The organism is Kitasatospora sp. NPDC056273 (assembly GCF_042268845.1).
In the GTDB taxonomy this organism is placed as follows: Bacteria; Actinomycetota; Actinomycetes; order Streptomycetales; family Streptomycetaceae; genus Kitasatospora.
The window spans coordinates 1-23314 of the sequence record NZ_JBHJSJ010000003.1; the positions used below are offsets into that span (position 1 = coordinate 1).

The 23314-nt window shown below is 76.3% G+C and carries 12 protein-coding genes; 8 read left to right on the plus strand and 4 right to left on the minus strand.

The window, feature by feature from the left end:
• Positions 1-237: 237 nt before the first annotated feature.
• Complete coding sequence (fes, locus tag ACFCY1_RS03290) at positions 238-1347, minus strand: enterochelin esterase (RefSeq protein ID WP_375873318.1); 1110 nt, start codon at positions 1345-1347, stop codon at positions 238-240.
• A gap of 20 nt (positions 1348-1367) precedes the next feature.
• Positions 1368-3560, minus strand: coding sequence for a Fe(3+)-hydroxamate ABC transporter permease FhuB (gene fhuB / locus ACFCY1_RS03295; protein ID WP_079272422.1), 2193 nt, complete (start codon positions 3558-3560; stop codon positions 1368-1370).
• Between the two features lie 107 nt (positions 3561-3667).
• Between fhuB and ACFCY1_RS03300 the strand changes: the two genes are divergently transcribed.
• The 8 genes from ACFCY1_RS03300 (at position 3668) to ACFCY1_RS03335 (ending at position 19246) form a co-directional block, all read left to right on the plus strand.
• Positions 3668-4696: an ABC transporter substrate-binding protein gene (locus ACFCY1_RS03300; RefSeq protein ID WP_375873319.1), complete on the plus strand. Its 1029-nt coding sequence runs from the start codon at positions 3668-3670 to the stop codon at positions 4694-4696.
• 27 nt (positions 4697-4723) lie between these two features.
• A complete protein-coding gene (locus tag ACFCY1_RS03305) occupies positions 4724-5506 on the plus strand; it encodes an ABC transporter ATP-binding protein (RefSeq protein WP_117490785.1) in 783 nt (260 codons plus the stop codon).
• A 274-nt stretch (positions 5507-5780) separates the two neighbouring features.
• Positions 5781-6638 (plus strand): DUF4132 domain-containing protein, encoded by an 858-nt coding sequence (locus tag ACFCY1_RS03310; RefSeq protein WP_049658519.1) that lies wholly within the window; start codon positions 5781-5783, stop codon positions 6636-6638.
• Positions 6635-11734: a hypothetical protein gene (locus ACFCY1_RS03315; protein WP_375873320.1), complete on the plus strand. Its 5100-nt coding sequence runs from the start codon at positions 6635-6637 to the stop codon at positions 11732-11734. The genes ACFCY1_RS03310 and ACFCY1_RS03315 overlap by 4 nt, the downstream gene beginning before the upstream one ends.
• A complete protein-coding gene (locus tag ACFCY1_RS03320) occupies positions 11731-12894 on the plus strand; it encodes an AAA family ATPase (protein ID WP_049659767.1) in 1164 nt (387 codons plus the stop codon). Before ACFCY1_RS03315 ends, ACFCY1_RS03320 begins: the two co-directional genes overlap by 4 nt.
• Positions 12895-12898: 4 nt before the next feature.
• Complete coding sequence (locus ACFCY1_RS03325; RefSeq protein ID WP_375873321.1) at positions 12899-16516, plus strand: DUF5682 family protein; 3618 nt, start codon at positions 12899-12901, stop codon at positions 16514-16516.
• The gene (locus ACFCY1_RS03330) at positions 16513-18462 is read left to right on the plus strand and encodes a hypothetical protein (RefSeq protein ID WP_375873322.1); all 1950 of its coding nucleotides are present in this window, start codon (positions 16513-16515) and stop codon (positions 18460-18462) included. Before ACFCY1_RS03325 ends, ACFCY1_RS03330 begins: the two co-directional genes overlap by 4 nt.
• 325 nt (positions 18463-18787) lie before the next feature.
• Positions 18788-19246: a MarR family winged helix-turn-helix transcriptional regulator gene (locus ACFCY1_RS03335; RefSeq protein WP_049660429.1), complete on the plus strand. Its 459-nt coding sequence runs from the start codon at positions 18788-18790 to the stop codon at positions 19244-19246.
• 124 nt (positions 19247-19370) lie between these two features.
• On the opposite strand, the gene ACFCY1_RS03340 is transcribed toward ACFCY1_RS03335, so the two are convergent.
• Both ACFCY1_RS03340 and ACFCY1_RS03345 read right to left on the minus strand, forming a co-directional pair.
• On the minus strand, positions 19371-21185 hold the full coding sequence (locus tag ACFCY1_RS03340) for a sensor histidine kinase (protein WP_375873323.1): 1815 nt from the start codon (positions 21183-21185) through the stop codon (positions 19371-19373).
• A 489-nt stretch (positions 21186-21674) separates the two neighbouring features.
• A complete protein-coding gene (locus tag ACFCY1_RS03345; RefSeq protein ID WP_375873324.1) occupies positions 21675-22952 on the minus strand; it encodes an acyl-CoA dehydrogenase family protein in 1278 nt (425 codons plus the stop codon).
• Positions 22953-23314: the final 362 nt, after the last annotated feature.

Below are 23314 nucleotides of genomic sequence, written 5' to 3' on the forward strand. Positions count from 1 at the left end.
TTAAAAACACAAAAATTTTGGGGGCCCGTTTTTTTTTTTAAAAAAACACACCCAAAACCTCCTCGGGGGGCACCCCCATCCGCGACTACCCGCGGATGGGCTTCCCGCTCTACCCGGTCGTGGACCCCGGAAGAAGACGGTGACGCCGTTCCCGGATCCCGACCGCGACCGCCGGCGGCGATCAGGGGTGAGGTCCCGGACCGCCGCCGACCGCCCGCGGACCGGCTGGTCCGCAGGTCACCGGCCGCCCAGCAGGTGGGCGAGCCCGTCGGCCAGGCCGCCGCGCCAACAGGCGTAGTCGTGGCCGCCGTTGAATTCGCGGTAGGCGAGGTCGTAGCCGCGGGCGGTGAGGACGTCGCGCAGGTGGCGGTTCTGGGCGAGCAGCATCCACTCCTGGAGCCCGACCTCGATCCAGAAGCGGGCCGGGCGCCGCTGTTCGGCGGCGAGGCGGCGGGTCAGCCACTCGCTGCCGACGTCGAACTCGGTCTCGTCGGGCCACCAGAAGGAGCCGGACTGGGAGAGCGCGTTGCCGAAGCGCTCCGGGCGGCGGTAGGCCGCGTAGGCGGCGGTGAGGCCGCCCGCGCTCTGGCCCGCGACCACGGTGTCGGCGGGGTCGGCGCTCGCGCCGAACTCCGTTGCGGCCCAGGGGAGGAGGCGGTCGGCGAGGAGGTCGACGAAGGCCGGGTTGCAGCTCAGGTCGTCCGGCCGCTGCGGGCCCATGGTGTGCACGAGCAGGGCGACGGTCGGCGGGATCGCGCCGTCCGCCGCCAGGTTGTCGAGGGTGTCGCCGACGGACAGCACCCCGCCCCACATCTCGCCGTCCAGCAGCACCGCGACCGGGTACGGTCCGCCGTCCGCGCGGTGCCCGGCCGGGAGGTGGACGTCCACCCGCCGGCCGGCCGCCGTGTGCGCGACCGTCCGCCCGCGCGGCACGCCCTCGCGCCGCACCACGTACGGCTGCGCGGGCGCGGCGGGCAGGCTGAGCACGGAGGAGGGGTGCCGGCCGTCGCGGGCGGGCAGCCGGGGTTCGGTGTCGTACGGGTCGGGGCGGGCCCGGTCCAGGACGCGCAGCCAGTCGGCGCGGGTGGTGCCGGGGGCCTCGCCCCGGAAGGGGTACAGCTGGTAGGAGGCGCGGTGGTCCTCGCGCAGCCGGTAGGTGATCGACCAGCTTCCGTCGGCCTGACGCTCCATCAGGTGCGGTGTCAGGTCCCCGGCGTGGCGGTCCTTGTCGGTGACGGTGTGCAGCAGGGCGAGCACGCCGTCGCAGTCGGCCTCCCGGTGGGTGAAGGTGACCAGGCGGTAGGCGGGGTCGTCGGGGTCGAGGGCGACGACGGGCGGGGCTTCCACGGTGGGTTCTCCAGGGGTGGTCACGCGGGGCTGCCCTTGCGGCTGAGCAGCACCCAGAGCAGGAACGGGCCGCCGAGGACGGTGGTGACGATGCCGACGGGGATCTCCACCCCGCCGAGCAGCACCCGTCCCAGGGTGTCCGCGAGGACGACGAGCAGGGCGCCGGTGAGGGCCGAGCCGAGCACCGGCACCCGTGCGGGTCCGGCCAGCCGCCCGGCGACCACCGGCGCGGCCAGCGCCACGAAGCCGACCGGCCCGCAGACGCCGACCGCCAGTCCGGCCAGGGCGACGGCCAGCAGCAGGCAGGCGAGCCGCACCCGGCCCGGGTCGACGCCGAGCGCCGAGGCGACGCTGTCGTCGAAGCGCAGCACCGCCAGCCGCCGGGCCGCCACCAGGGCGAGCGGCACCAGTACGGCCAGCCCGACCAGGACGGGCGTGGCGATCGCGAGGTCCCGGCCGTTGAGGCTGCCGGAGGTCCAAACGTACAGCGATCCGGCTGAGTTGAGCGAGCGGCGGGCCAGTGCGACCTGGATCACCGCCGAGGCCAGCGCGGACATCGCGAGGCCGACGACCAGCACCCGGTAGCCGCGCGCGCCGAGCCCGCCGGAGACCAGGGTGACCACCAGGACGGCGGCCAGCGCGCCGAGCGGTCCGGCCCACCAGGCGCCGAAGGTGCCGGAGGCGGTGGCCGAGATCAGCACGGCCGCGGTCGCGCCGTCGTTGACGCCGAGGAGTTCGGGGGTGGCCAGGCGGTTGCGGGCGAGGGTCTGGGTCAGGCAGCCGGCCAGGCCGAGCGCGGCCCCGGCGGCGAGGGCGGCGACGATCCGGCCGAGCCGGAACTTCTGCACCAGCAGCACGTCGAGGCGGTCGCCGTAGCCGAACACGGCCTGGAAGGTGCGGCCGAGGTCGAGTTCGCTCTGTCCGGCGTGGGCGGCGACCACCACGGCGGCGAGCAGGGCGGCGGCCAGGCCGAGCGAGGCGGCCAGCGCCCGGCGGGGGAGCAGCAGCGACCAGGCGCCGTACCGCAGTGCCAGGTCAGGCTTCGGGGCGGGCGGTTCGGCCCGCCGTCCGGCCGGCGGGGTGGCCTCGGCCGGGTCGCTGAGGGCGAGCGCGGCGGAGCGCCGGGAGCGGACGATGGCGATCAGGGCCGGGGCGCCGACGAGGGCGACGATCACCGACACCGGCGCCTCGTACGGCCTGGCCACCACCCGGGCCAGCACGTCGGCGCCGGTCAGCACGGCCGCGCCGAACAGTCCGGCGAGCAGGGTGAGTCGGCCGATCCGCGGACCGGCGAGGGACCGGGCGAGGAAGCCGGCCAGCAGGCCGAGGAAGGACACCGGCCCGGCCAGGGCGACCGCGGAGGCGGTCAGCAGGGTGACCGCGACGGCGACCGCGGCCCGGGTGGCGCCGGGGCGGTGGCCGAGGCCGCGGGCCAGGTCGTCGCCGAGTGCCAGGGCGGTGAGCGGCCGGGTGGTGAGCGCGGCGAGCAGGAAGCCGGCGCCGAGGACGGGGGTGAGCCTGGCGAGTGTGCTCCAGCCCTCCACCCCGGCCAGTGAGCCGAGCACCCAGACCCGGTAACGGTCGTAGGCCTCTGGCGAGTTGACGATCAGCACACCGGTGAGCCCGCCGAAGGTGGCGCCGACCGCGGAGCCGCCCAGCACCAGCCGCATCGGCGAGCCGCCGCCCCGGCTGCCCGCGATCAGCAGCACCAGCGCGCTGGCGAGCACGGCGCCGCCGAAGGCGAAGGCGAGGTAGCCGTAGGAGCTCTGGACGCCGAGTACGGCGATGCCGAGCACCACGCCCAGCGAGGCGCCGGCGTTGACGCCGAGCAGGCCGGTCTCGGCCAGCGGGTTGCGGGTGACGGACTGCAGCTGCGCCCCGGCGACGCCGAGCGCCGCGCCGACCAGCAGCGCGGTGAGGGTGCGCGGCAGTCGCAGGTCGCCGACGACCAGGGCCAGTCGGCCGTCGGCGCGGGCGCCGTCGTGGTTCAGCAGGTAGTCCAGCACCCGGCCGGGGCCGACCTCGCCGGCGCCGACCGACAGCGAGAGCGCGGCCAGGGCGAGCAGGAGCACCACCGCCGCCGTGACGGCCGGCCAGGTGGGGCGGGTGCCCTCCGGGCGGCCCCCGGGCCCCTCCGGGCGGCCCCCGGGCCGTCGGGGCTCCGGCGCGGTGGCGGGGGGCGCCTTGGTGACGCCGGCTTGCGACAATGTCATAAGGTAAGGCTAACCTAATGGTCGAGTCCGTCCCGCGGGGCCCCTCCGCCCCGCCGAACGACCCGGACGCTGCTCAACTCCCGTACCACCGTTGCCCGGAGGCACCCATGCCGTTCGCCCGTCGCCCGCTCAGCCCCGTCCGCCGCCGTGCGGCCCAGGCGCTGGCCGTCACCGGGGCGGCCGCGCTCCTGCTCACCGGCTGCGGCTCCTCCGGCTCCTCCTCCTCGGGTTCGTCCACGGCCGCCTCCCCGGCGGCCGACGCGGCGGGCGGCGGAAAGGGCGGCGACACCGGCAAGCGCACCGTCAAGGACGCCACCGGCAAGGCCGTCGAGGTCCCCGCCGAGCCCAAGCGGATCGTCACCCTCACCCAGGAGGACCTGGACGCGGTGCTCGCCCTCGGCGTCAAGCCGGCCGGCATCACCAACGGCCAGGGGCTGGCCGAGCCGCCCGCGTACCTCAAGGACAAGGTGCAGGGCGTCCCGGTGGTCGGGAACCTGCTCCAGCCCGTGATGGACAAGGTGATCGCCGCCAAGCCCGACCTGATCCTGGCCGGCGACATGCAGGACGAGCAGGTGCTCAAGCAGCTGCGCGAGATCACCCCCGCCACGCTGGTCACCATGGCGCCCACCGACGACTGGAAGCTCGCCTTCCGGGGCATCGGCAACGCCGTCAACAAGCTCGACCAGGCCAACAAGGTGATCGGCGAGTACGAGGCCAAGGCCGCCAAGGCGGGCGGCGAGCTCGGCAAGAACAAGGGCGCCGCCGTCTCCATCGTCCGCTGGAACCCCACCGGCCCGAGCTGGATGGAGAAGAAGCAGTTCGCCAGCGGCGTCGCCCTGGACATGGGCCTGACCCGCCCGGCCGCGCAGGACAAGGACGGCAACGCCCACAGCCCGGCGCTCAGCCTGGAGAAGCTCAACGAGATCGACGGCGACTGGCTGTTCCTCTCCACCCTGACCGACGACGGCAAGACCGCGCTCAAGGACGTCCAGTCCAAGCCCGCGTACCAGGAGCTGGGCGCGGTGAAGAACAACCACGCCGTCACCGTGGACGGCTCGGTCTGGTCCACCCGGGGCGGCCCGCTCGCCGCGGACGTCGTCATCGGCGACCTCGCCAAGGCGCTCGGCGGCAGCTGAGCGGGCGCCGGTCGAGGGGGAGCTGCCATGGAGTTGACGATCCAGGGACTCAGCGCCGGCTACGGGCCGGGGCGCCCGGTGCTCGGCGGCGTCGACCTCACCGTCCCGGCCGGCCGGGTGGTGGCGGTGGTCGGCCCGAACGGCTGCGGGAAGTCCACCCTGCTGCGCTCCGTCGCGCGGCTGCACCGGCCGGACGGCGGGCGGGTCCTGGTCGGCGGCGAGGACGTGTGGCGGCTGCGCCCGCGCCAGGCCGCCCACCGGGTCGCGCTGCTGCCGCAGAGCCCGCAGGCCCCGGAGGCGGTGACCGTCGCCGGACTCGTCCGCTACGGCCGCCATCCGCACCAGGGGCTCTTCCGGCAGTGGTCGGCGGAGGACGAGCGGCTGACCGCCGAGGCCCTGCGCGCCACCGGCGTGGCGGAGCTGGCCGACCGCCGGCTCGACCGGCTCTCCGGCGGCCAGCGCCAGCGCTGCTGGCTGGCCATGGTGCTCGCCCAGGACACCCCGGTGGTGCTGCTCGACGAGCCGACCAGCGCGCTCGACCTCGGGCACGCGGTGGAGGTGCTGGAGCTGGTCCGCCGGGTCGCGGCGGGCGGGCGGACGGTGGTCATGGTGCTGCACGACCTCGCGGCGGCCGCCCGGTACGCGGACCTGCTGGTCGCGCTGCGGGACGGCGCGGTGGTGGCCTGCGGGCCGCCGCGCGAGGTGGTGGACGCTCCGCTGGTGCGGGCGCTGTACGACATCGACAGCCATGTGCTCGCGGCGCCGGGGGACGGCGCGCCGGTCATCGTGCCCCGGGCGCCGCTGGGCTGACGGGGCGGGGGCCGAGGGGTCGTCGGGTCGCGGGGACGGAGGGGGTCGCCGGGGCCGGGGGACGGGCGGGGCGGAAGGACGGGCGGGGCGGCTGCGTGGGGGCAGCCGCCCCGCCTTTTTCGTCTCTTCGATCACCCGTTCGAGTGGTTTGAAGTCTGCATGTCACGGCCGGAGTTCACCCCGCCCGTCGCGTTGTCAGTGGACCTCGCTACGTTCCTCGCATCGCTGGTCAGCAGGCGATCGACAGGTGTTTCCCGGTGGGAGGAGTACGGCCGTGGCATGGGTGGAGACGGACGCGGGAGGGTACCGCGTGGCGCTCGACGGGGAGGGCAGGGTGGCGTGCCGCAACGCGGCGGGCCGAGACCTCAAGTCCCTGCCGTCGAAGCTCGGTGACGACCGCGTGGTCGTCCAGCTCAAGCAGCTCGCCGAGTGGCTGGCCGCGCACGAGCGGGGCTGCCTGGAGGACGTCGAGCGCTGGATGGTCCGCTCGCTGCCGGTGCCCGCCGCGGTGCTCACCGCCGTGTGGCCGGACGAGGCCTGGCAGGGCGTCCTGAAGGACCTCGTGGTCACCGCCGTGGACGGCTCCGTGGCCGGCTTCCTGCGCGGCGCCGACGCCGAGCGCGGCCTCGGCCTGGTCGACCTGGACGGCGACACCGTGCGCCTCACCGACGGCGAGGTGCTGATACCGCACCCCGTCCTGCTCGAAGACCTCGACGAGCTGCGCGAGTTCGCCGTCGAGCTCGGCGTCTCCCAGCGCGTCCAGCAGCTCTACCGCGAGGTCTGGCACCGGCCCGCCGACGGGTCGGCCGGCACCGAGGTCACCACCTACGCCGGCGGCCGCTACCGGGAGCTGCGCGAGCTGGTCGGGCGCTGCAACCGGCTCGGCTGCCGGGTCCGCGGCGGCTCCGCCGTCCAGTCGGTCACCGAGGGCGGGCGCACCGTCGAGGCCCGGGTCTGGGTCGGCGACTACTACGAGTACGACGCGTGCGAGACGGGCGCGCTCAGCTGGGCCGGCCCGGACGGCCGGGCCCTGCCGCTCACCGAGGTCGGACCGGTCGCCTGGTCCGAGGGCATGCGGATGGCCGCCGCCCTGTACGCCGGCCGCACGATCCAGGGGGAGGAAGCCGCATGACCGCCACCGGCCTGACCACGACCACCACCAACCCGGGCGGCAACGGCGCCGACCGCGCCGCGACGCCCGAGGAGCTGCTCGACGCCGGGGCCGTGCTCCCGTCCGGCACCCTGCCCGACGCCGGCCGCCCCGACAGCGCCGCCGACGTGCTCACCGCCCGCACCTACACCCACCCCGCGCTCGACGGCCGCCGGATCGTCCGGCTCGTCCCCGGCGCGCTCGGCCCGGCCGAGGACCTCGCCCTCGACTTCCTCGGCCTGGCGCCGGAGGCCGGGGCCGCCGAGGTCGGCCAGGTCCGCCAGGAGGCGCTCGGCTTCCCCGCCTGGGCACTGGTCCACGACCCGGCCAACGGCCACCACGCGCTCGCCCTGGTCAAGGAGCTGGAGCGGATCGCCCGCCAGGCCGCCTCCAAGCCCGGCGCCGCCAAGGACGGCTTCGACGAGCTCGCCACCCGCCTCGGCCGCGCCGTCCCGCACTTCCTGCCCACCTTCTGCGAGGAGGTCGGCCGGATCTTCCTCGGCCACGGCAACCAGACCTACGCCGCCGCCTGGTTCGGCAAGGCCCGCGAGGCCGAGCGCACCCACGGCCTGACGGTGGACGAGGAGCGGCTGCGCGCCGTCTTCCTGGAGTTCGCCCTGGCCGGCGCGCTCACCGTCAAGTCGCTGCGCCAGTACGTCAAGGAGCTCGCCCAGCGGCTCGACCCGCTGACCGCCTGGCAGCGCTTCCGCCAGCTGTGCACCGAGCGCTCCGCGGCCGGCATGGCCCCGTACGCCGGGATCGCCGAGGACGCCCGCGCCCTGGTCAAGGCCGCCGGACTGGACCGCACCGAGCACGAACGGGCGCTGCTCGCCGAGCTGCTGGACTCCCCGGCGGTCAACCGGGCGCCCGCCGCGTTCTGGAAGTCCTGGCACGGCGCGCTGGTCGAGCTCGGCCGCGACGACACGGCGGTCCGCACCCGACTGCTGGAACTGCTGCCCGACCCGGCCTCCGCCGACCCGGCCCCGCACGACACCGCCTGGCTGGCGGTGCTCGCCGAGACCGGCGCCGAGGAACTGCTCACCGGCCCCCGCGCCGAGGGCGCCGAGCCCGCCGCCGCATGGCTCCAGCGCTGGTGCCACCACCACGGCCGCGGCTGGCGCAACCGGCCCAGCTGCCCGGCCACCCTCGCGCTGGTCGGCCGGATGGTCGAGCGGCTGAAGGCCGACGCCGTCCCGGTGGACCTCCACACCGGCATCCGCGCCAGCCACACCCGGATCGACCTGCTGGACCTGCTGCTGGCCGCGGGCGTGCCGGTGGCCGACCCGCCCGGCGGCCTCGGCTTCGACCTGCGCGACTGGGCGGCGCAGAGCGGCCCCGACAGCTCCGCCCTCACCGCCGTCGGCGCCGACGAGCGCTACCGGCCGCTGCTGCGCCGGGCCACCCCGCCCGCCTGGGAGACGGCCGTCCGGCGCCAGGCACCCGCCGTGCCGCTGCTGAACGAGCTGTTCGCGGAGTGGGCCGAGGAGCGCGCCGAGGAGCTGACCGCCGCCCGCGGCCTGGCCGGCGCCGCCGACCTGGTCCGGTCGATCGGCCAGTACCACACCGCCATCCGGACGGTCGCCCCGGCCGTCGCCGAGCGGATCGCCGCCCTCGACGTCACCGCGCTGCTCACCGACGCCCTCCGGGCCGGAATCCTGGACGAACTCGGCTGGCCCGCCCTGGAGGAGGCGCTCGGCAAGCTCGCCGACCCGCCCGCCGACGACGCCCCGCAGCACCCCGTCCCCAGCCTGGCCGGCGCCGGCCTGAGCGACCTGCTCATCGAGGACGCCTGGCCGCACCTGATCCTCGCCCGCCTCGACCGGGCCGTCGTGGTCGGCCCGCAGGGCATCGTGCTGGAGCACACCCTGCGGCTGCCCGAGCGGCCGTCGCACGAGCGCAACCGAACCAGGCTGCGCTTCGTCGACGGCGAACTGCTGGTCGTCTGGTCCGAGGAGGGCAAGCAGCTCGCGTACTGGTCCAGCCGCCCGGACGAGCGGTTCGAGCTCGAGGGCGAGACCATCGCCGGCTACTACTACCGCGACCGCGAACCCGAGGCGCCCTCCCTCCAACTGCCCGGCGGCGGCCGCACCACCGGCGAGCGCCCGCTGCACGCCGGCGACACCCGGATGCCCCACGAGCACCCCGTCCTCGGCGACGGCACCGGCTACTGGACGATGCGCCGCACCACCGAGGGCGAGGCCGTCCTGCGCGAACTCGACCCGGCCACCGGCACCCTGGGCCGCACCGCCGAACCGCCGGTGATCGCCGCCACCGCCCACGCCGGCCGGCTGGTCCAGCGCAGCACCTGGCTGCTGCCGCTCCAACCCGGCCTGGAGCGGACCCCGCTCGGCACCGACGGCACCGTGCTCGGCAACTGGGTCAGGACGGAGCCCGGCAAGGCCGTCACCGCCTTCACGGCCGACGGCCACCGCATCGAGCTGCCGCTGGCCGGTCACCGGACGGACACCGTCCCGGTGGCCCGGCTCGCCCTGCCCGGCGCGGCCGCCCCGGTGGTCAGCCACACCTCCGGCGAGCACTTCTCGCTCAACCTGCCCGACCTCACCGGCCAGGCCGACCGCACCGTCGACCTGCGCCCCGGCCGCTCCGGCGAGCTCTCCGCCGCCGGCACCCCGCTCATCCCGCCGTACCCGCACTGGCACGCCCTGCGCCCGCGCGACGAGGCGGGCTCGCAGGCACTGCGCGCCGTCACCGCCGAGCAGGCCGCCCGGCTGGTCGATGCCGCCTGGCCGGTCGACACCGAACCCGTCCCGGACGGCGAACAGTGCTGGCTCACCGTCCAGGGCGTGCGCCGCCCGCTCGCCCGGCGCACCTCGCGCACCCTGCCTGTCCCGGAGGTCGGCGCGATCCTGCCCGGCATCGCCCACCCGCGGCTGCTGGCCGGCGTCGCCGGGCTCGCCCGCACCGCCGCCGACCTGCTGGACCGGGTCGCCCGGTTCGTCCCGCAGCCGGAGGCCGAGCGCCCCGGCAAGGCGAAGAACGCCGAGTGGCGGCCCGACCACGGCCGCGACCACGAACTGCGCGACGCCGTGCGCGCCGTGCTGCCCGAGATCGGCGGCTTCGGCAACAACTGGGGCTCCGAGGAGCGCTGCCGGGTGCTCAACAACCTGCGCGCCGTCACCGCCGTGCTGGCCGCCCCGCCCGCCGCCGAGGGCGAGGGCTGGACCAGCCCCGCCACCGTCACCCTGCACAACGGCAGCGTCAGTTACGGCTGGCTCCAACTGCTCGGCCGGATCCACGCGCTGGCCTACGCGGTGGCCTCGCCGTTCACCGAGCCCGCCCACCGTTCCTCGCTGGTCCTGCTGCTCGGTGAGCTGACCAGGGGCCCGCTGGCCGACCGCGGCGCCACCCTGCGCGAGATCGTCCTCGCCGAGCAGGTGCCGCCGGCCCCGAACGCCACCGGCCCCCGGCCGGTCACGCCCCGCGAGGGCGAGGTGCTGCGGCACGGCGGGCGCACCGTCGTCATCATCGGCCACCAGCGACAGCTCGCCGACGGCTGGGTGCACTGGCTCGCCGTCGACCACGACCCGAGCGGGGAGTTCGGCCCTGTCGCGCACTTCACCACCCTCGAGGAGCGCGGCACCGAGGAACTGGTCGACGCCGCCTGGGTCGCCAAGTTCTGGAGGGTCGCCGCGCTGCACGGATTCGTCCCCCGGGACGCGGCCAGGGCGGAGGCCTTCAACGAGCTCACCGGCATCGGCACCGCCCGCTCCGCCCTGCTGCTCAGCCCGCCGTCCGGCCTGCTGTACTGGACGGACATCTCCGCGCCCACCGAACTCGGCCTCAAGGCCGCCGAGTTCAAGGCCGCCCGGGCCTGGCTGCGCGGGCACGACCACAACGGTCTCGCCGCCGTCTGGGGCGCCCTGCTGCCCGCCGACCCGAAGACCCTGTGGACCGAGGGCCCCGACATCGCCGCCGGCGCCGAGGAGTGGATCCGGCGCTTCGGACGGCTCGTCACCCTCCCCGAGGAGGCCCTGGCCACCGTCCAGGGCGTGTCCATCGACACCGTCGAGGCGGTGCTCAACCCCGCCCACACCCCGTGGCTGGCCGGCCGCACCGGCTTCCGGTTCACCGAGGTGGACGGGGTCGGCCAGCGGCTGACGCCCGAGGACGAGTCCGCCGTCCCCGAGACCGGCGCGCTCGGCTCCACCATCGCCGCGCTGCGCTGGCTCGCCTACCACCTGCCCGCCGACAGCCCGCTGCGCCCGCTGCTGCCCACCGCCGCCGCCGCGCTGCGCGACCGCCTCGCCGACCCGGAGCTGCTGCTCGACCTCGACCTGGTGCGCACCGTCAAGGGCGCCTCGCTGGCCGCCGTCCTGCGCACCCACTTCGGCCTGCCCGCCGAGGGCGGGGCCGACCGGGACGGCCTGGTCCACTGCGGCCCGGCACTCGTCCTGACGCCGTACCACGAGGACTACGAGCGGATCTGGCTGCGCCCGGCCGCCCTCACCGGCCCGGACGACCCACTGCTCGAACTGCTCGACGGGCTCTCCAGCAGCTACTGGTTCTCCGCCGAGCGGGGCGCCATCGAAGCCGTGCTGCGCGGCGAGCCGGAGCAACTGGCCGCCTCCGCCGCCTCGGTGCCGGCCCCCGGTGAGGGCCCGGCCTGGCTGCAGAACCCCCTGCTGTCCGTCCCCGAGCTGGTCGCCGAGGTCTCCCGCACCCACGGCCTGGGCGAGGACGCGGCCACGCTCTACCTCCAACTGCTCGCCCTGCCCGACCCGACCGACCGCAACGCCGCCCGCTGGACGGGCTGGAAGCCCGCCCGGCTGAAGAAGGCCCGCGCCGAACTCGCCGCCAGCGGCCTGGTGCTGGAGGCCAAGCGCTCCCGGGCCGGCCGCAGCCTCTTCCTGCCCGGCGGCTGGCAGGAGGCCAAGTCGCCCGCCCTGCCCGCCGAGACATGGAAGGCCGCCCTCTACGAACTGCCCACCCACCGGCCCGCGCTGGTCCCCCTGCCCGTCCCCGAGCTGTTCGCCCGGGCCTGGCAGCGGACCGTCGACGGCGACGCCCCCGGATACGAAGAGCTCCAGACCGGCAAGCGCAGGAAGGCCCGCCGATGACCGCCACCGAGACCACCAAGGGCGCCGCCGCCCCCGCCGCGGCCGACCGGCAGACCGTCCCGCCCGAGGAGAAGTACGCCGCCGAACTGGAGTTCCTGGCCGCCCACGACAGCGGCCCGCGCCCGCCCGGCTGGCTCCTGACCCCGCGCGCCGTGGTCACCTTCGTGATGGGCAGCGGCGGCGAGAAGCTCAAGGCCGGGCGCAAGGGCCTGGTCATCGAGCCGAAGTTCGTCGGCGAGCGCGCCCTGGTCGAACGCTGCGTCGTCACCCTCGCCGGGGAGCGGGGCCTGCTGCTCGTCGGCGAGCCCGGCACCGCCAAGTCCATGCTCTCCGAGCTGCTCGCCGCCGCCGTCTGCGGCAGCAGCGCGCTCACCGTCCAGGGCACCGCCGGCACCACCGAGGACCAGCTCAAGTACGGCTGGAACTACGCCCTGCTGCTCGCCAAGGGGCCCAGCCGGGAGGCCCTCGTGCCCTCGCCGGTGCTCACCGCGATGACCACCGGCGCGGTCGCCCGGGTCGAGGAGGTCACCCGCTGCCTGCCCGAGGTGCAGGACGCGCTGGTCTCGCTGCTCTCGGAGCGGCGCATCGCCGTCCCCGAACTGGCCGGCACCCCGGACGGCCAACTGCACGCCGCGGCCGGCTTCACCCTGATCGCCACCGCCAACCTGCGGGACAAGGGCGTCAGCGAGATGTCCGCGGCGCTCAAGCGGCGGTTCAACTTCGAGACGGTCGGCCCGATCGGCAGCCTCGCCGCCGAGGTCGACCTGGTCCGCCGCCAGTCCACCGCCGCCGTGGCCCGGGCCGGCGCCGCCTACGCGGTGGACGACGCCGTCCTGGAGGCCCTGGTCACGGCCTTCCGGGACTTGCGCAGCGGCCGGTCCACCGAAGGCTGGGACGTCGAACGCCCGTCCACCGTGATGAGCACCGCCGAGGCGGTCTCCGTCGCCACCGCGCTCGGCGTCAGCGCCGCCTACCTGCCCGACGGCGGGGACCTGCTCGGCCGGCTGCCCGGCCAGCTCCTCGGCGTGGTCCGCAAGGACGAGCCGTCCGACGCGGCCCGGCTGCTCGGCTACTGGGACGGCCCGGTCCGCCGCCGCGCCGAGCAGGGCGCCGCCACCTGGCGCACCCTGTGGGACCTCCGCCCGGCACTGGAGGCCTGATCCGATGAGCAGCGCGGAGACCACCCGCCCGGACGACGCGGACCAGGCGGAGCACGCGGACCAGGCTGTCCGGGCCGAGGCCGACCGGCTGGCCGCCGCCGGCACCGGTCGCCCCGGCCCCTACCTGATCGGCGTGCGCCACCACGCGCCGTCCCTCAGCGCGGTGGTCCCCGCGCTGCTCGACGCCGCCCGGCCGGACGTCGTCCTGGTCGAGCTGCCCGCCGAGTTCCAGCCCTGGCTCGGCCCGCTCGCCGACGAGGCCACCCGGGCCCCGGTCGCCCTCGCGGCGGCCCCGGCCGGGCCCGAGGAGGCGGCCGGGCCCGCCTTCTACCCGTTCGCCGACTTCTCCCCGGAGCTCGCCGCCCTGCGCTGGGCCCGGCGCAACGGGGTGGAGGCCGTCGCCTGCGACCTCCCGCTCGCCCACCGCGCCGCCCGCACGGCGGAGCGCGGGCGCACCGATCGGATCCCGGACGCACCCGGCGTCGCCGACGCGCTGCGCCACCGCCTCACCGGCCGGGACTCCGACGAGGACCTGTGGGACCGCCTGGTCGAGACGGCCGCCCCCGGCTCCACCCCCGAGGCCGTCCGCCGCGCCGCCCTGCTGGTCGGCTGGGCACTGCGCCGGGACGCCGAGACCGGCCCCGGCGTCGACCCGTACGACCTGCGCCGCGAGGCGTGGATGCGGTCCCGCATCCAGGCCGCCTCGGCCGGCGGGCGCCGGGTCGCCGCCGTGATCGGCGCCTTCCACGCCCCCGCCCTGCTCGACGGTCCCCTCGCCACCGAGGAGCCGCCGCACCCGGACGGCCCCGGGCACATCCTGTCCCTGATCCCGTACACCTACCCGCTGCTCGACGCCCGCTCCGGCTACCCGGCGGGCATCCGCGACCCGGAGTGGCAGCACACCGTCCTCGACGCCGGCGGCGACCCGGAACGCCTCGCCGAGGCGCTCACCACCACCGCCGTCCGGATCTGCGCCGCCCTGCGCGTCCAGGACCACCCCAGCGGCCCGGCCGACGCCCGCGAGATCGTCCGGCTGGCCGGCGACCTCGCCCGGCTGCGCGGCCACGCCGCCCCCGGCCGCGGCGAACTCGTCGAAGCGGTGCAGACCGTGCTCGCCCAGGGCGAGCCCCTCGGCCGCGGCCGGGCCGTCGCCCGCGCCCTCGAACAGGTCCTGGTCGGCACCCGCACCGGCCGCCCGACCCCCGCCGCCCCGCGCAGCGGACTCGCCCCCGCCGTCGAGACCCTCCTCACGGACCTCGGCCTCCCCGGCCCCGGCGACCCCGGCCCGCGCGACCTGCGTCTCGACCCGCTGCGCAGCGGCCTCGACCGCCGCCGCGAGATCCTCCTGCACCGCCTCACCGCCTGCGAGGTCCCCTACGGCGAGCCCGTCGCCACCACCGGCGCAGGCGGCACCGAAACCCTCGGCACCCGCTGGCGCCTGCACTGGACGCCCGCCACCGCCGCCATGCTCACCGTCGCCGGCACCCGCGGCGTCACCCCCGCCCAGGCCGCCGAAGGCGCCCTGCGCGCCCGCCTCACCGACCAGCCGACCCCGCGCGAGATCATCGACGGCCTCACCGCCGCCGCCTCCTGCGCCCTCCCCGCCCTCACCGAGGCCCGTCTCACCCAACTCACCACCCTCCTCCCCGCCTCCGCCACCCTCCCCGACCTCCTCGACGCCCTCGCCCTCCTCGACCGCCTGACCGCGGGCCACTTCCCCGGCCACACCCCGGCGGGAGCGGAGGAAGGCCCCGTCGCCGCAGACGACGGCACGCCGGTGGCCGGCGCCCCCGTGGCCGGCCCGCCCGTGCTCGTCGCGGCCGGGGAGGTGCTCACCGTCGCCGCCGTGCGGCAGTTGGAGGGCCTGGGCGGGTCGGACGACCCGCAGGACGCGCGGGCGCTGGTGGAGCTGGTACGGCGGGCGGACCGGCTCGGCGGGGTGCGGCTGGCGTACGTGCTGGCCGGACTCGCCGAGCAGGGGAGCCCGCTGGTGCGGGGTGCGGCCGGCGCGGTGCGGGTGCTGCTCGGCCAGGAGCCGGCCGAGGTGCTGGGCGGCCGGGCCGCCTCGTGGGTGGACGGCGCGACCGCTCCGGAGGCGCGACAGGCGCTCGGGCGGGCGCTGGTCGGCCTGCTGACGGCCGCGGAGGGGCTGTTCGACTCCGCGCCGCAGGCACTGGAACCGCTGCTGGAGCGGGTCACCTCGCTGCCCGACGACGCCTTCCTGGACCGGCTGCCCGCGCTGCGCGGCGGGTTCGACACGCTCAGCCCGGCCGCCCGGGACCGGCTGCTGGCCCTGGTCGAGGAGCGTCTGGGCGCCCGGCTCGCCGCCCTGCCCGAGGAGGCCGGCACCGCTGTGCTCGCCGGCTGGGTGCGCGCGGACCTCGCGGCGCGTGCGGCGCTCGCCCGTCGCGGCCTCCTGCCCGCAACGCCCGCGCAGCCCGCGGCCGTTGCGCCGTCGCCCGCGGCCCCGCCGCCTGCCTCCGACCCCGTTCCCGTCCCCAACCCCGCCCGTACCCTCGCCCCCGCCGAGCGTTGGCGGCTGCTCCTCGGCCGCCCCGGCAGCGGCGGCCTGACCGGTCGCGGTGCCCGACTCGCCACCGCCCTGGACGAGTTGTACGGCGGCGGCCACGGCGAGGGCTCCGGCCCGGGCCTGGACAGCCGGGGCGGCAAGGGCGGCCGCGAGGCCCCGTACCCCGGTGTGCGGGAGTGGGCCGAGGAACTGGAGTCGCTGTTCGGCCCCGGCGTGCGCGAGGAGGTGCTGGCCGCCGCCGTCGCCCAGGGCCGCACCGACGTCCTGGAGACGATCGACCCGTCCGCCGTCCGCCCGTCCGTCGAGCTGCTGCGCACCGTGCTGGACCACGCGGGTGGTCTGCCCGAGGCCCGGGTGGCCCGGCTGCGCCCGCTGGTGCGGCGCCTGGTGGACGAACTGAGCCGGGAGCTGGCCACCCGGCTGCGCCCGGCCCTGACCGGGATCGCCGTGCCGCGCCCGTCCCGCCGCCCGGGCGGCGGGCTGGACCTCGACCGGACCATCCGGGCCAACCTGGCCACCGCCCGCCCCGCGCCGGACGGCGGCACCCTGATCGTGCCCGAGCGCCCGGTCTTCCGGACCAGGGCGCGGCAGGCCAACGACTGGCGGCTGATCCTGGTCGTGGACGTCTCCGGGTCGATGGAGGCCTCCACGGTGTGGGCCGCGCTGACGGCCTCGATCCTGGCCGGGGTGCCCTCCCTGAGCACCCACTTCGTCGCCTTCTCCACCGAGGTCCTGGACCTCACGGAGCGGGTGGACGATCCGCTGGGCCTGCTGCTGGAGGTGAGCGTCGGCGGCGGCACCAGCATCGCGAGCGGGCTGCGCTACGCGCGGGAGCTGGTGACGGTGCCGTCCCGCACGCTGGTCGCGGTGGTCAGCGACTTCGAGGAGGGCGGGCCGGTCGGAGGGCTGCTGGCCCAGACCCGGGCCCTGGTGGACTCTGGCGTGCACCTGCTCGGCTGCGCGGCGCTGGACGACACCGGGACGGCCCGCTACTCGAAGGCGGTCGCGGGCCAACTGGTCGCGGCCGGAATGCCCGTGGCGGCGTTGAGCCCGCTGGAACTGGCCCGCTGGGTGGGGGAGAAGGTGCGATGAGCGTGACGGCGCGGACGAGCGACTGGCCGGGTGTGCGGCCCGAGGTGGTCGCCGAGGTGGTGGCCGGGCTGAGTGCCCGGTTGCAGAAGCGGCTGGACGGCGCGGCGGCGAAGCTGGCGGAGCGGCCGGTGGCCCGGGAGGGCGACGAGTGGCGGGTGGAGGTGGACGAGGAGACGGTGCTCGTGCTGCACGCCCCGGGCGGGGTGGTCGCGGCGGAGGCCGGCGTCCGCTGCGGCTGCCTGCTCGCCCCGGCCTGCGTGCACCGGGCCGCGGCGGTCACCCTCTGCCCGCTCGCCGAGGCCGAGGCCGAGCCGGGGCCGGAGCCCGAGCAGGAGCCCGAGCCCAGGAGTGACACGGACGGCGCGTCAGGGGAGCCGAACGACCGGCCGGCCGCCGACCCGATCGCCGGCGACCCGATCGCCGGCGACCCGATCGCCGGCGACCCGCTCACCGCCGTCGAACTCGCCGCCGTCCGCCACCTCCACCGGGCCGCGGCCGCCGTCCTGGCCGCCGGGGTGAGCGGGGCGGGCGCCGTCTCCCAGGCCGAACTGCTGCGCGCCGCCCACCGGGCGCGCCTCGCGGGCCTGCACCGCCCGGCCGCGGCGGCCGTCACCGTCGCGACCAGGGTCCGGGCGGCACGCTCCGGCGCGCCCGACCACCGCCTGGCGGACCTGGTCGCGGGCCTGCGTGAACTCCTCGGCCTCACCACCGCCCTGGCCACCGGCACCGCCCCGGTCGCCGAGCTGCGCGGCACCGCGCGCCAGGCCTACCGGGAGGAGGGCGGTCTGCGGCTCTACGGCCTGTTCGCCGAGCCGGTGCTGACGGCCACCCATGCCGGTGCGGTCAGCTGGGCGGTGGACGCCGACGGGCGCCTCAGCACGATCGCCGAGGTGATGCCGCACGACGACGCGGCGGCCGCCGCCCCACAGGCGGTCGGGGCGGGCAACCGGACGGTCCGGTTGGGCGACGCCGCGCTCAGCCACCGCGAGTTCAGCCGCGCGGGGCTGGCCGTCCAGGGTGCGACCAGGTCCGGTGGTGGTCGGCTGGGCGCCGGGGCCTCGGTCCGGGCGGTGCGGGCGACGGGCGCGGCATGGACGGCGGAGCCGGCCGCCCGGCTCTGGTCGGAACCGGCCTCCGCCCAGGTGGCCCGGGCACTCGCGGCGCAGGAACTGCCGTACGAGAGCCGCCCGGCCGGGAGCGACCTGCTCTTCCTGGACGTCACCCTGCTGGGTACGGCCCCCGGCCCGGGCGGTGCACCGCAACTACTGGCGTGCTGCACGGCGAGCGGTGCGCAGGGCGGTCCGGTGATCGTCCTGCGCCCGGCGCACGAGCACCCCGACCTGCCGTTCCGGGCGAACCTCGCGCTGCTCGCCACCGCCCCCGGCCTGCGACTGCGGGTGATCGGGCGGCTGGAGCGCGCGGACCGTCCGGAGCTGCGTCTGCTCGCGATCGGTACGCCCCCGGCCGCCCCCGACCCGCTCGCCCTGTCCGCGGACCGGGCGGGCCGGGTCAACCTCGGCCTCGAACGCCTCCAGACCGCCGACCTCGCCGCGTCCGCGACGGCCTCCGCCACGGTCGGCGAGCAGGCGGACGGGTCGGCGGAGGAACCGGCGGACGGATCGACTGCCCCGGCACCGTACGGCCCGCCCGTCCACGTGCTCGGCCGCCGGGTCGAGCAGACGGTCACCACCGGTCGGCACGCCCTCGCCCCGAGCGAGGCCTCGGCGGCGGCCGACCGCGGTCTGCTGAGCGCCGCCGGGCTGGCCACCGCCGCCGAACTCCTCGACGGCCTGCGGGCCTCCGCCGCCAACCAGCAGCGCGACGTCTTCGGCCGGATCGTCACCGACGACCACGAGGATTTCGCCACCGCCTGGCTGACTGCGGCCTCCTACACCGAGGAACTGGCCACGGCGCTGTGCGCGTCGGCCTGGTCCAGGGAGGGGTGAGGAGCCGGTCGTGTGCGGCCCCGTGGTGTCCTTCGACGCCCCGGGCGGTGGGCGGGCCGGACCCTCGTGCGGGGTCCGGTCGCTCACCGCAGGACGGCCTCCGCCCCGCCGTCGCGGCGGCTGACGGCCCGGAGCGGAGGCCCTCGACGGGGAACCGACGGAGGTATAAGCCGAACTATTTGCACAGTCCGATATTCCGCGCCAAATGGCATACTTGTCACAGGAAGACACGGGACGAAACCTCGTACGAGACCCCGGACGAGAAACCTCACGTGGGGCCGCGTCCGGCACACGGCACGAGCAGCGCGACGGAAGGGTAGGCGTCATGGGAATCCGCGACGATGCGGCCGAGATCCGGGCCCGCGGCTGGCGGACGCTCGCCGCGCTGCACGGCATGATCGACACCGCGCTGGAGAAGGCGCTCCAGGCCGAGTTCAAGCTCTCGGTGGTCGAGTACACGGTGCTGGAGGCGCTCTCCCGCCAGGACGGCTGGCACATGCGGATGCAGCAGCTGGCCCGCGCGGCGGCGCTGAGCAGCAGTGCGACCACCCGGCTGGTGAGCCGCCTGGAGGACCGGGGCCTGCTCGGCCGGTTCCTCTGCGCGGACGACCGGCGCGGCATCTACACCGAGCTGACGCCCGAGGGCCGCGACCTGCTGACGGCGGCTCGCCCGGTGCACGACGCCGCCCTGGAGGCGACGCTGGCCGAGGCCACCGAGGTCCCGGAGCTGGCCCCGCTGGTCGGGTCGCTCGCCGAACTCCACCCGGTCCACGCCAACGCCTGAGCCCCGCACCGACGGCTGAGACCGAGGCGGGCCGCCCACGGAAGCGGTCCGCCCGGCCCGGATCGTCCGGCAGCACCTTGACCGCGCCCAGCGCCGAGCGGTCGAAGCGTAGGTCGAAGCAGCGTCACCGCCACTCCTCGGCCTCCCGGACGGTGGGGGAGTCCGCAGAGGCCCGCTGCGGGGCGGAAGGGGCGGAAGGGGCGGAAGGGACGGACGGCGCGAGGTGTTGCGCCCCGTACACGGGTGTCGCCGGGCCGAGCTGCCCGGCCGGGCCGGCGTCCCGGGCCCGTTGCGGCACGGCCGCTTGGGTGTGCGGCGCACCGTCCGAGCCGTCGTCGGGCCGTGGTGCCGGGCGGCGCTGGTCCACCGCGGGGCTGCCCGACAGGTCGTACATGCGCGGCAGCACGGGCCGGGGCACGACGACCGCGCCGGGCAGTCCGGGGATCTCGGCGCCGACGGCCAGGCCTCCGTTGGCGGGCGCCTCGGCACCGCCGACCCCGGCGGCGCCCGTCCCGGCGCCCGTCCCGGCGCCGTCCGCGCCGTCCGCGCCGTAGGGGACGGCCGGGGCCCCCGGGGTGCCGAACGGTCCCGGGGCCGCCTGGCTCCCGTCCGGCAGCCCGCCGTGCCCTGCGGCCGTCGCACCCGGCGGCTCCTGCCCGAGGGCTTCGGACCCGGAGCCGCCCCCGACCCCCGCCCCCGCCCCAGCGTCCGCTCCCGCTCCCGCTCCCGCTCCGGCCCCTGCCCCCACGTCGGTCACGGGAGCCCGGGTGATCCGGGCCCCCGAGGGCAGCCCGGACACCGCGGCCGACTGCGCCGCCTGCTCCAGCAGCGCCGAGGGCACCAGCACCGCGGCCCGGGTGCCGCCGTACGGGGACGGGTGCAGGGTGACCCGGACGTCGTGCCGGGCGGCCAGGTGCGCGACGACGAACAGGCCGAGCCGCAGGTCGTCGCCGAGCGCGGAGACGTCCAGGTCGGGCGGGTCGGCCAGGTACGCGTTGAGGCGCTGGTACTCCGTCTCGGTCATGCCGAGTCCGCGGTCCTCGACCTCGACCGCCAGGCCCTCGGGCACCTCCTTCGCGGAGACCTGCACCTGGGTGTACGGCGGGGAGAAGGTGGTGCCGTTCTCGATCAGTTCGGCGACCAGGTGGATGACGTCGGCGACGGCCTGCCCGCCGAGCGAGACGCGCGGCACGCCCCGGACGACGACCCGGGAGTAGCTCTCGGTCTCCGAGACGGCGCTGCGCAGCACGTTGACCACGGGTACGGCGTTGCGCCAGCGCCGGGCGGGGAGGTCGCCGCCGAGGATGACGAGGTTCTCGGCGTTGCGCCGCATCCGGGTGGCCAGGTGGTCGACCGCGAACAGTTCGCGCAGCAGTTCCGGGTCCTCGTGCTCGCGTTCCAGCGCGTCCAGCATGCTGATCTGCCGGTGGATCAGGATCTGGGTGCGCCGGGCGATGTTGAGGAAGACCTTCTTCGTCCCCTCGCGGCCCTGGGCCTGGTGGACGATGGCGGCGACCGCGGCCTGCCGGACGGCGGCGAGGCCCTCCGAGGCCTGCTGGACGTCGTCGCCGGTCCGTCGGGAGGGTGTCCAGGCGGCCGGGGCGGGCACCTGCTCCCCGGCGCGCAGCCGCCCGACCACCTCGGGGATCTCCTGCTCGGCGAGCGCCATGGTGTCGGCCCGCAGTTCGGACAGCCGCGCGGACAGTGCCCAGGCGGTCCGGATGCCGCGGACCAGGCTGATCAGTACCACCGCGGCGACGACCGCGCTGCCGGCCAGCAGCGCGGTGCGCTGGCCGGAGTCGCGCAGCAGGTAGGCGGCGTAGCCCCAGGCGGCGGCGAGGCCCAGGCTGGGGACCAGCACGGCGGCGAGGAGCGGGCTGCGGAGCGAGCCGGACCGCCCGGCGCGGTGGCCGGTGCGGGGGGCCGGTATGCCTGGCATCTGATTCCTTGCTGCAGGGCCGAGTCGCGGGGCCGGGTCGTGGAACCCGGCCGTCGAACCCGACCGCGGGGCCGGGTCGTGGAACCCGGTCCTGGAACCGGGTCGTGGGGCCTGGCCGCGGGACCGGCGCGCCGGTTCGGACCGGTGGGTCCGAGCGGCGGGCCGACCCGTACGGCGCGGCCGGGTCGCAGGGAGCCGGGGCCGGGATCCGTCGGAGCCGGTGACGTGGTGTCACCGGTCCGGCGGGGTGCAGCACGGCCGCCGACGGCACGGAACGCTATCAGCCCGTGGTGCGGTCGGCGCAATATCAACTGGCTCTGCGCACAAGGCCGATGGCCTCGCGACGGTGCCCGCGCCGGACGCTCCGCCGGCGCGAAGCCGCAGCTCACGGCCCTCGGTCGGGTCGGGCCGACGGCCCTCGGAGGTCGGGGACGGCCACGGCAAGGATGCGACAGGAACAGGTCAAGTCGCGCCGCGGCGGGCGGGATCTCAGCCCGCCAGCGGCATCGGCAGCACCCGTCCGCCCAGGCCTGGCGGCTTCTCCACGTGGGCCTCCCGCTGGGCGGCGAGTTCGCTCCAGGGCCAGCTGGTCAGCTCGGACAGCTCCGCCGACCACTGCTTGCCGTAGGTGCCCGAGGCGAACTGCCCGAGCCGCAGCCGCTGGACGTCCGAGGTGCCGGCCGGCGGGTAGACGTGGGTGGCGTCCCGCAGGTAGCGCTCGATACGGAACTCGGGCTGGAGGCCGCGGGCGGCGTGGATCTCCATGGCGTTGCGCGCGGAGTCCAGCGCGTACTCGGTGTTGATGAGCTTGGCGTTCATCAGCTCGGCGTCGCAGGCGCGGCCGTGGTCGAGCAGGTGGGAGGCGTGGTAGGCGGCGAGCCTGGCGGTCATCAGCCGGGACTGCATCTCACCCAACTTGAGCATGATGTTCGGGAGTTGGTTGATCGGCCGGCCGTACAGGACGCGCCCCTCGGCGAACCGGACGGTGTCCTCGACGATCGCGGTGTGGATGCCGAGCGCGACGGCGGCGAGGTTGATCCGGCCGTAGAGGGTGGAGGAGGAGTAGGCGACGTCCAGTCCCCGCCCCTCCCGGCCGAGCCGGTTTCCGGCCGGGATGCGGCAGTCCTCCAGGATGATCTCGCCGAAGCTGAAGCCGTGCAGCCCGCTCTGGGAGCCGGGGGAGCCGGTCCGGAACCCGGGGCGGTCGCTCTCGACCAGGAAGGCGGACAGGCCCCGGCTGCCCTGGCCGGTGCGCAGCACCACGCCGTGCACGTCCCCGATGTGGGAGTTGCCGACGAACCACTTGTGGCCGTTGAGCACGTACTCGTCGCCGTCGCGGATCGCGGTGCCGGTCATCCCGAGCACGTGCCCGCCGGACTCCGGCTCGGTGACGGCGATGGTCGGCAGGCACTCTCCGGAGGCGAACTTCGGCAGCCACGTGCGGCGTTGGGCCTGGGAGCCGTAGTGGAGGACCTTGGCCACGCCCAGCTGGGAGGCCTGCGCGATCGAGCCCGCGGCCCCGCTGACCCGGGCCAGCTCCTCGATGATCACGGTCTTGGCGACGTGCCCCAGCCCGAGGCCGCCGAACTCCCGGGGAATCGTCACGCCGATCCAGCCCTGCCGGGCGATCTCCCTGGCCAGCTCGACCTCGATCGTCCGCTCGGCCTCCATCCTGGCCACCCGCGGACGCACCTCCTTCTCCGCGAAGTCACGGACCTCGGCGCGAAGGCCCTCGTGACGCTCGTCGGTGAAGTAGTCCATCGCCATGCTCCGGTCCTCTCGATACGTGTGGTGCCGTGCCTCCGTCCGTGCCGTCGATGCCGCTCCGGCGACCCCTACGGGGGGCGGTGGGTGTGCGGGGGTGTCGGCCGGTCGCCCCGGTGCGATCGGCGCATGCGTCACCGGGCGGTGTCCCGGTGACGGGAACCGTCCGTGTCTTCGGCAGGGCTCATTGTTGTATGGGGTACCGGGGCATCCCAGAGTCGATCTTGGATTGGCGCGATTCGGCCCGTCCCCGTCGGGAGGGGTTTCGTCCGGGCGCCGGGCGGGAATCGATCTTCGCTTCCGTGACGGTCCGTCGACCGGTCGTCCACATGCGGTTTTGACGAGCCATCGGCAAGGCTCCGGTG

Excerpts from the sequence above, each read along its gene's own strand:
- ACFCY1_RS03335 (WP_049660429.1), top strand. The coding sequence starts at position 18,788 with ATGGGAATCCGCGACGATGCGGCCGAGATCCGGGCCCGCGGCTGGCGG.
- ACFCY1_RS03305 (WP_117490785.1), top strand. The coding sequence starts at position 4,724 with ATGGAGTTGACGATCCAGGGACTCAGCGCCGGCTACGGGCCGGGGCGC.
- fhuB (WP_079272422.1), bottom strand. The coding sequence starts at position 3,560 with ATGACATTGTCGCAAGCCGGCGTCACCAAGGCGCCCCCCGCCACCGCG.
- ACFCY1_RS03300 (WP_375873319.1), top strand. The coding sequence starts at position 3,668 with ATGCCGTTCGCCCGTCGCCCGCTCAGCCCCGTCCGCCGCCGTGCGGCC.
- ACFCY1_RS03330 (WP_375873322.1), top strand. The coding sequence starts at position 16,513 with ATGAGCGTGACGGCGCGGACGAGCGACTGGCCGGGTGTGCGGCCCGAG.
- ACFCY1_RS03315 (WP_375873320.1), top strand. The coding sequence starts at position 6,635 with ATGACCGCCACCGGCCTGACCACGACCACCACCAACCCGGGCGGCAAC.
- ACFCY1_RS03340 (WP_375873323.1), bottom strand. The coding sequence starts at position 21,185 with ATGCCAGGCATACCGGCCCCCCGCACCGGCCACCGCGCCGGGCGGTCC.
- ACFCY1_RS03320 (WP_049659767.1), top strand. The coding sequence starts at position 11,731 with ATGACCGCCACCGAGACCACCAAGGGCGCCGCCGCCCCCGCCGCGGCC.
- ACFCY1_RS03345 (WP_375873324.1), bottom strand. The coding sequence starts at position 22,952 with ATGGCGATGGACTACTTCACCGACGAGCGTCACGAGGGCCTTCGCGCC.
- ACFCY1_RS03325 (WP_375873321.1), top strand. The coding sequence starts at position 12,899 with ATGAGCAGCGCGGAGACCACCCGCCCGGACGACGCGGACCAGGCGGAG.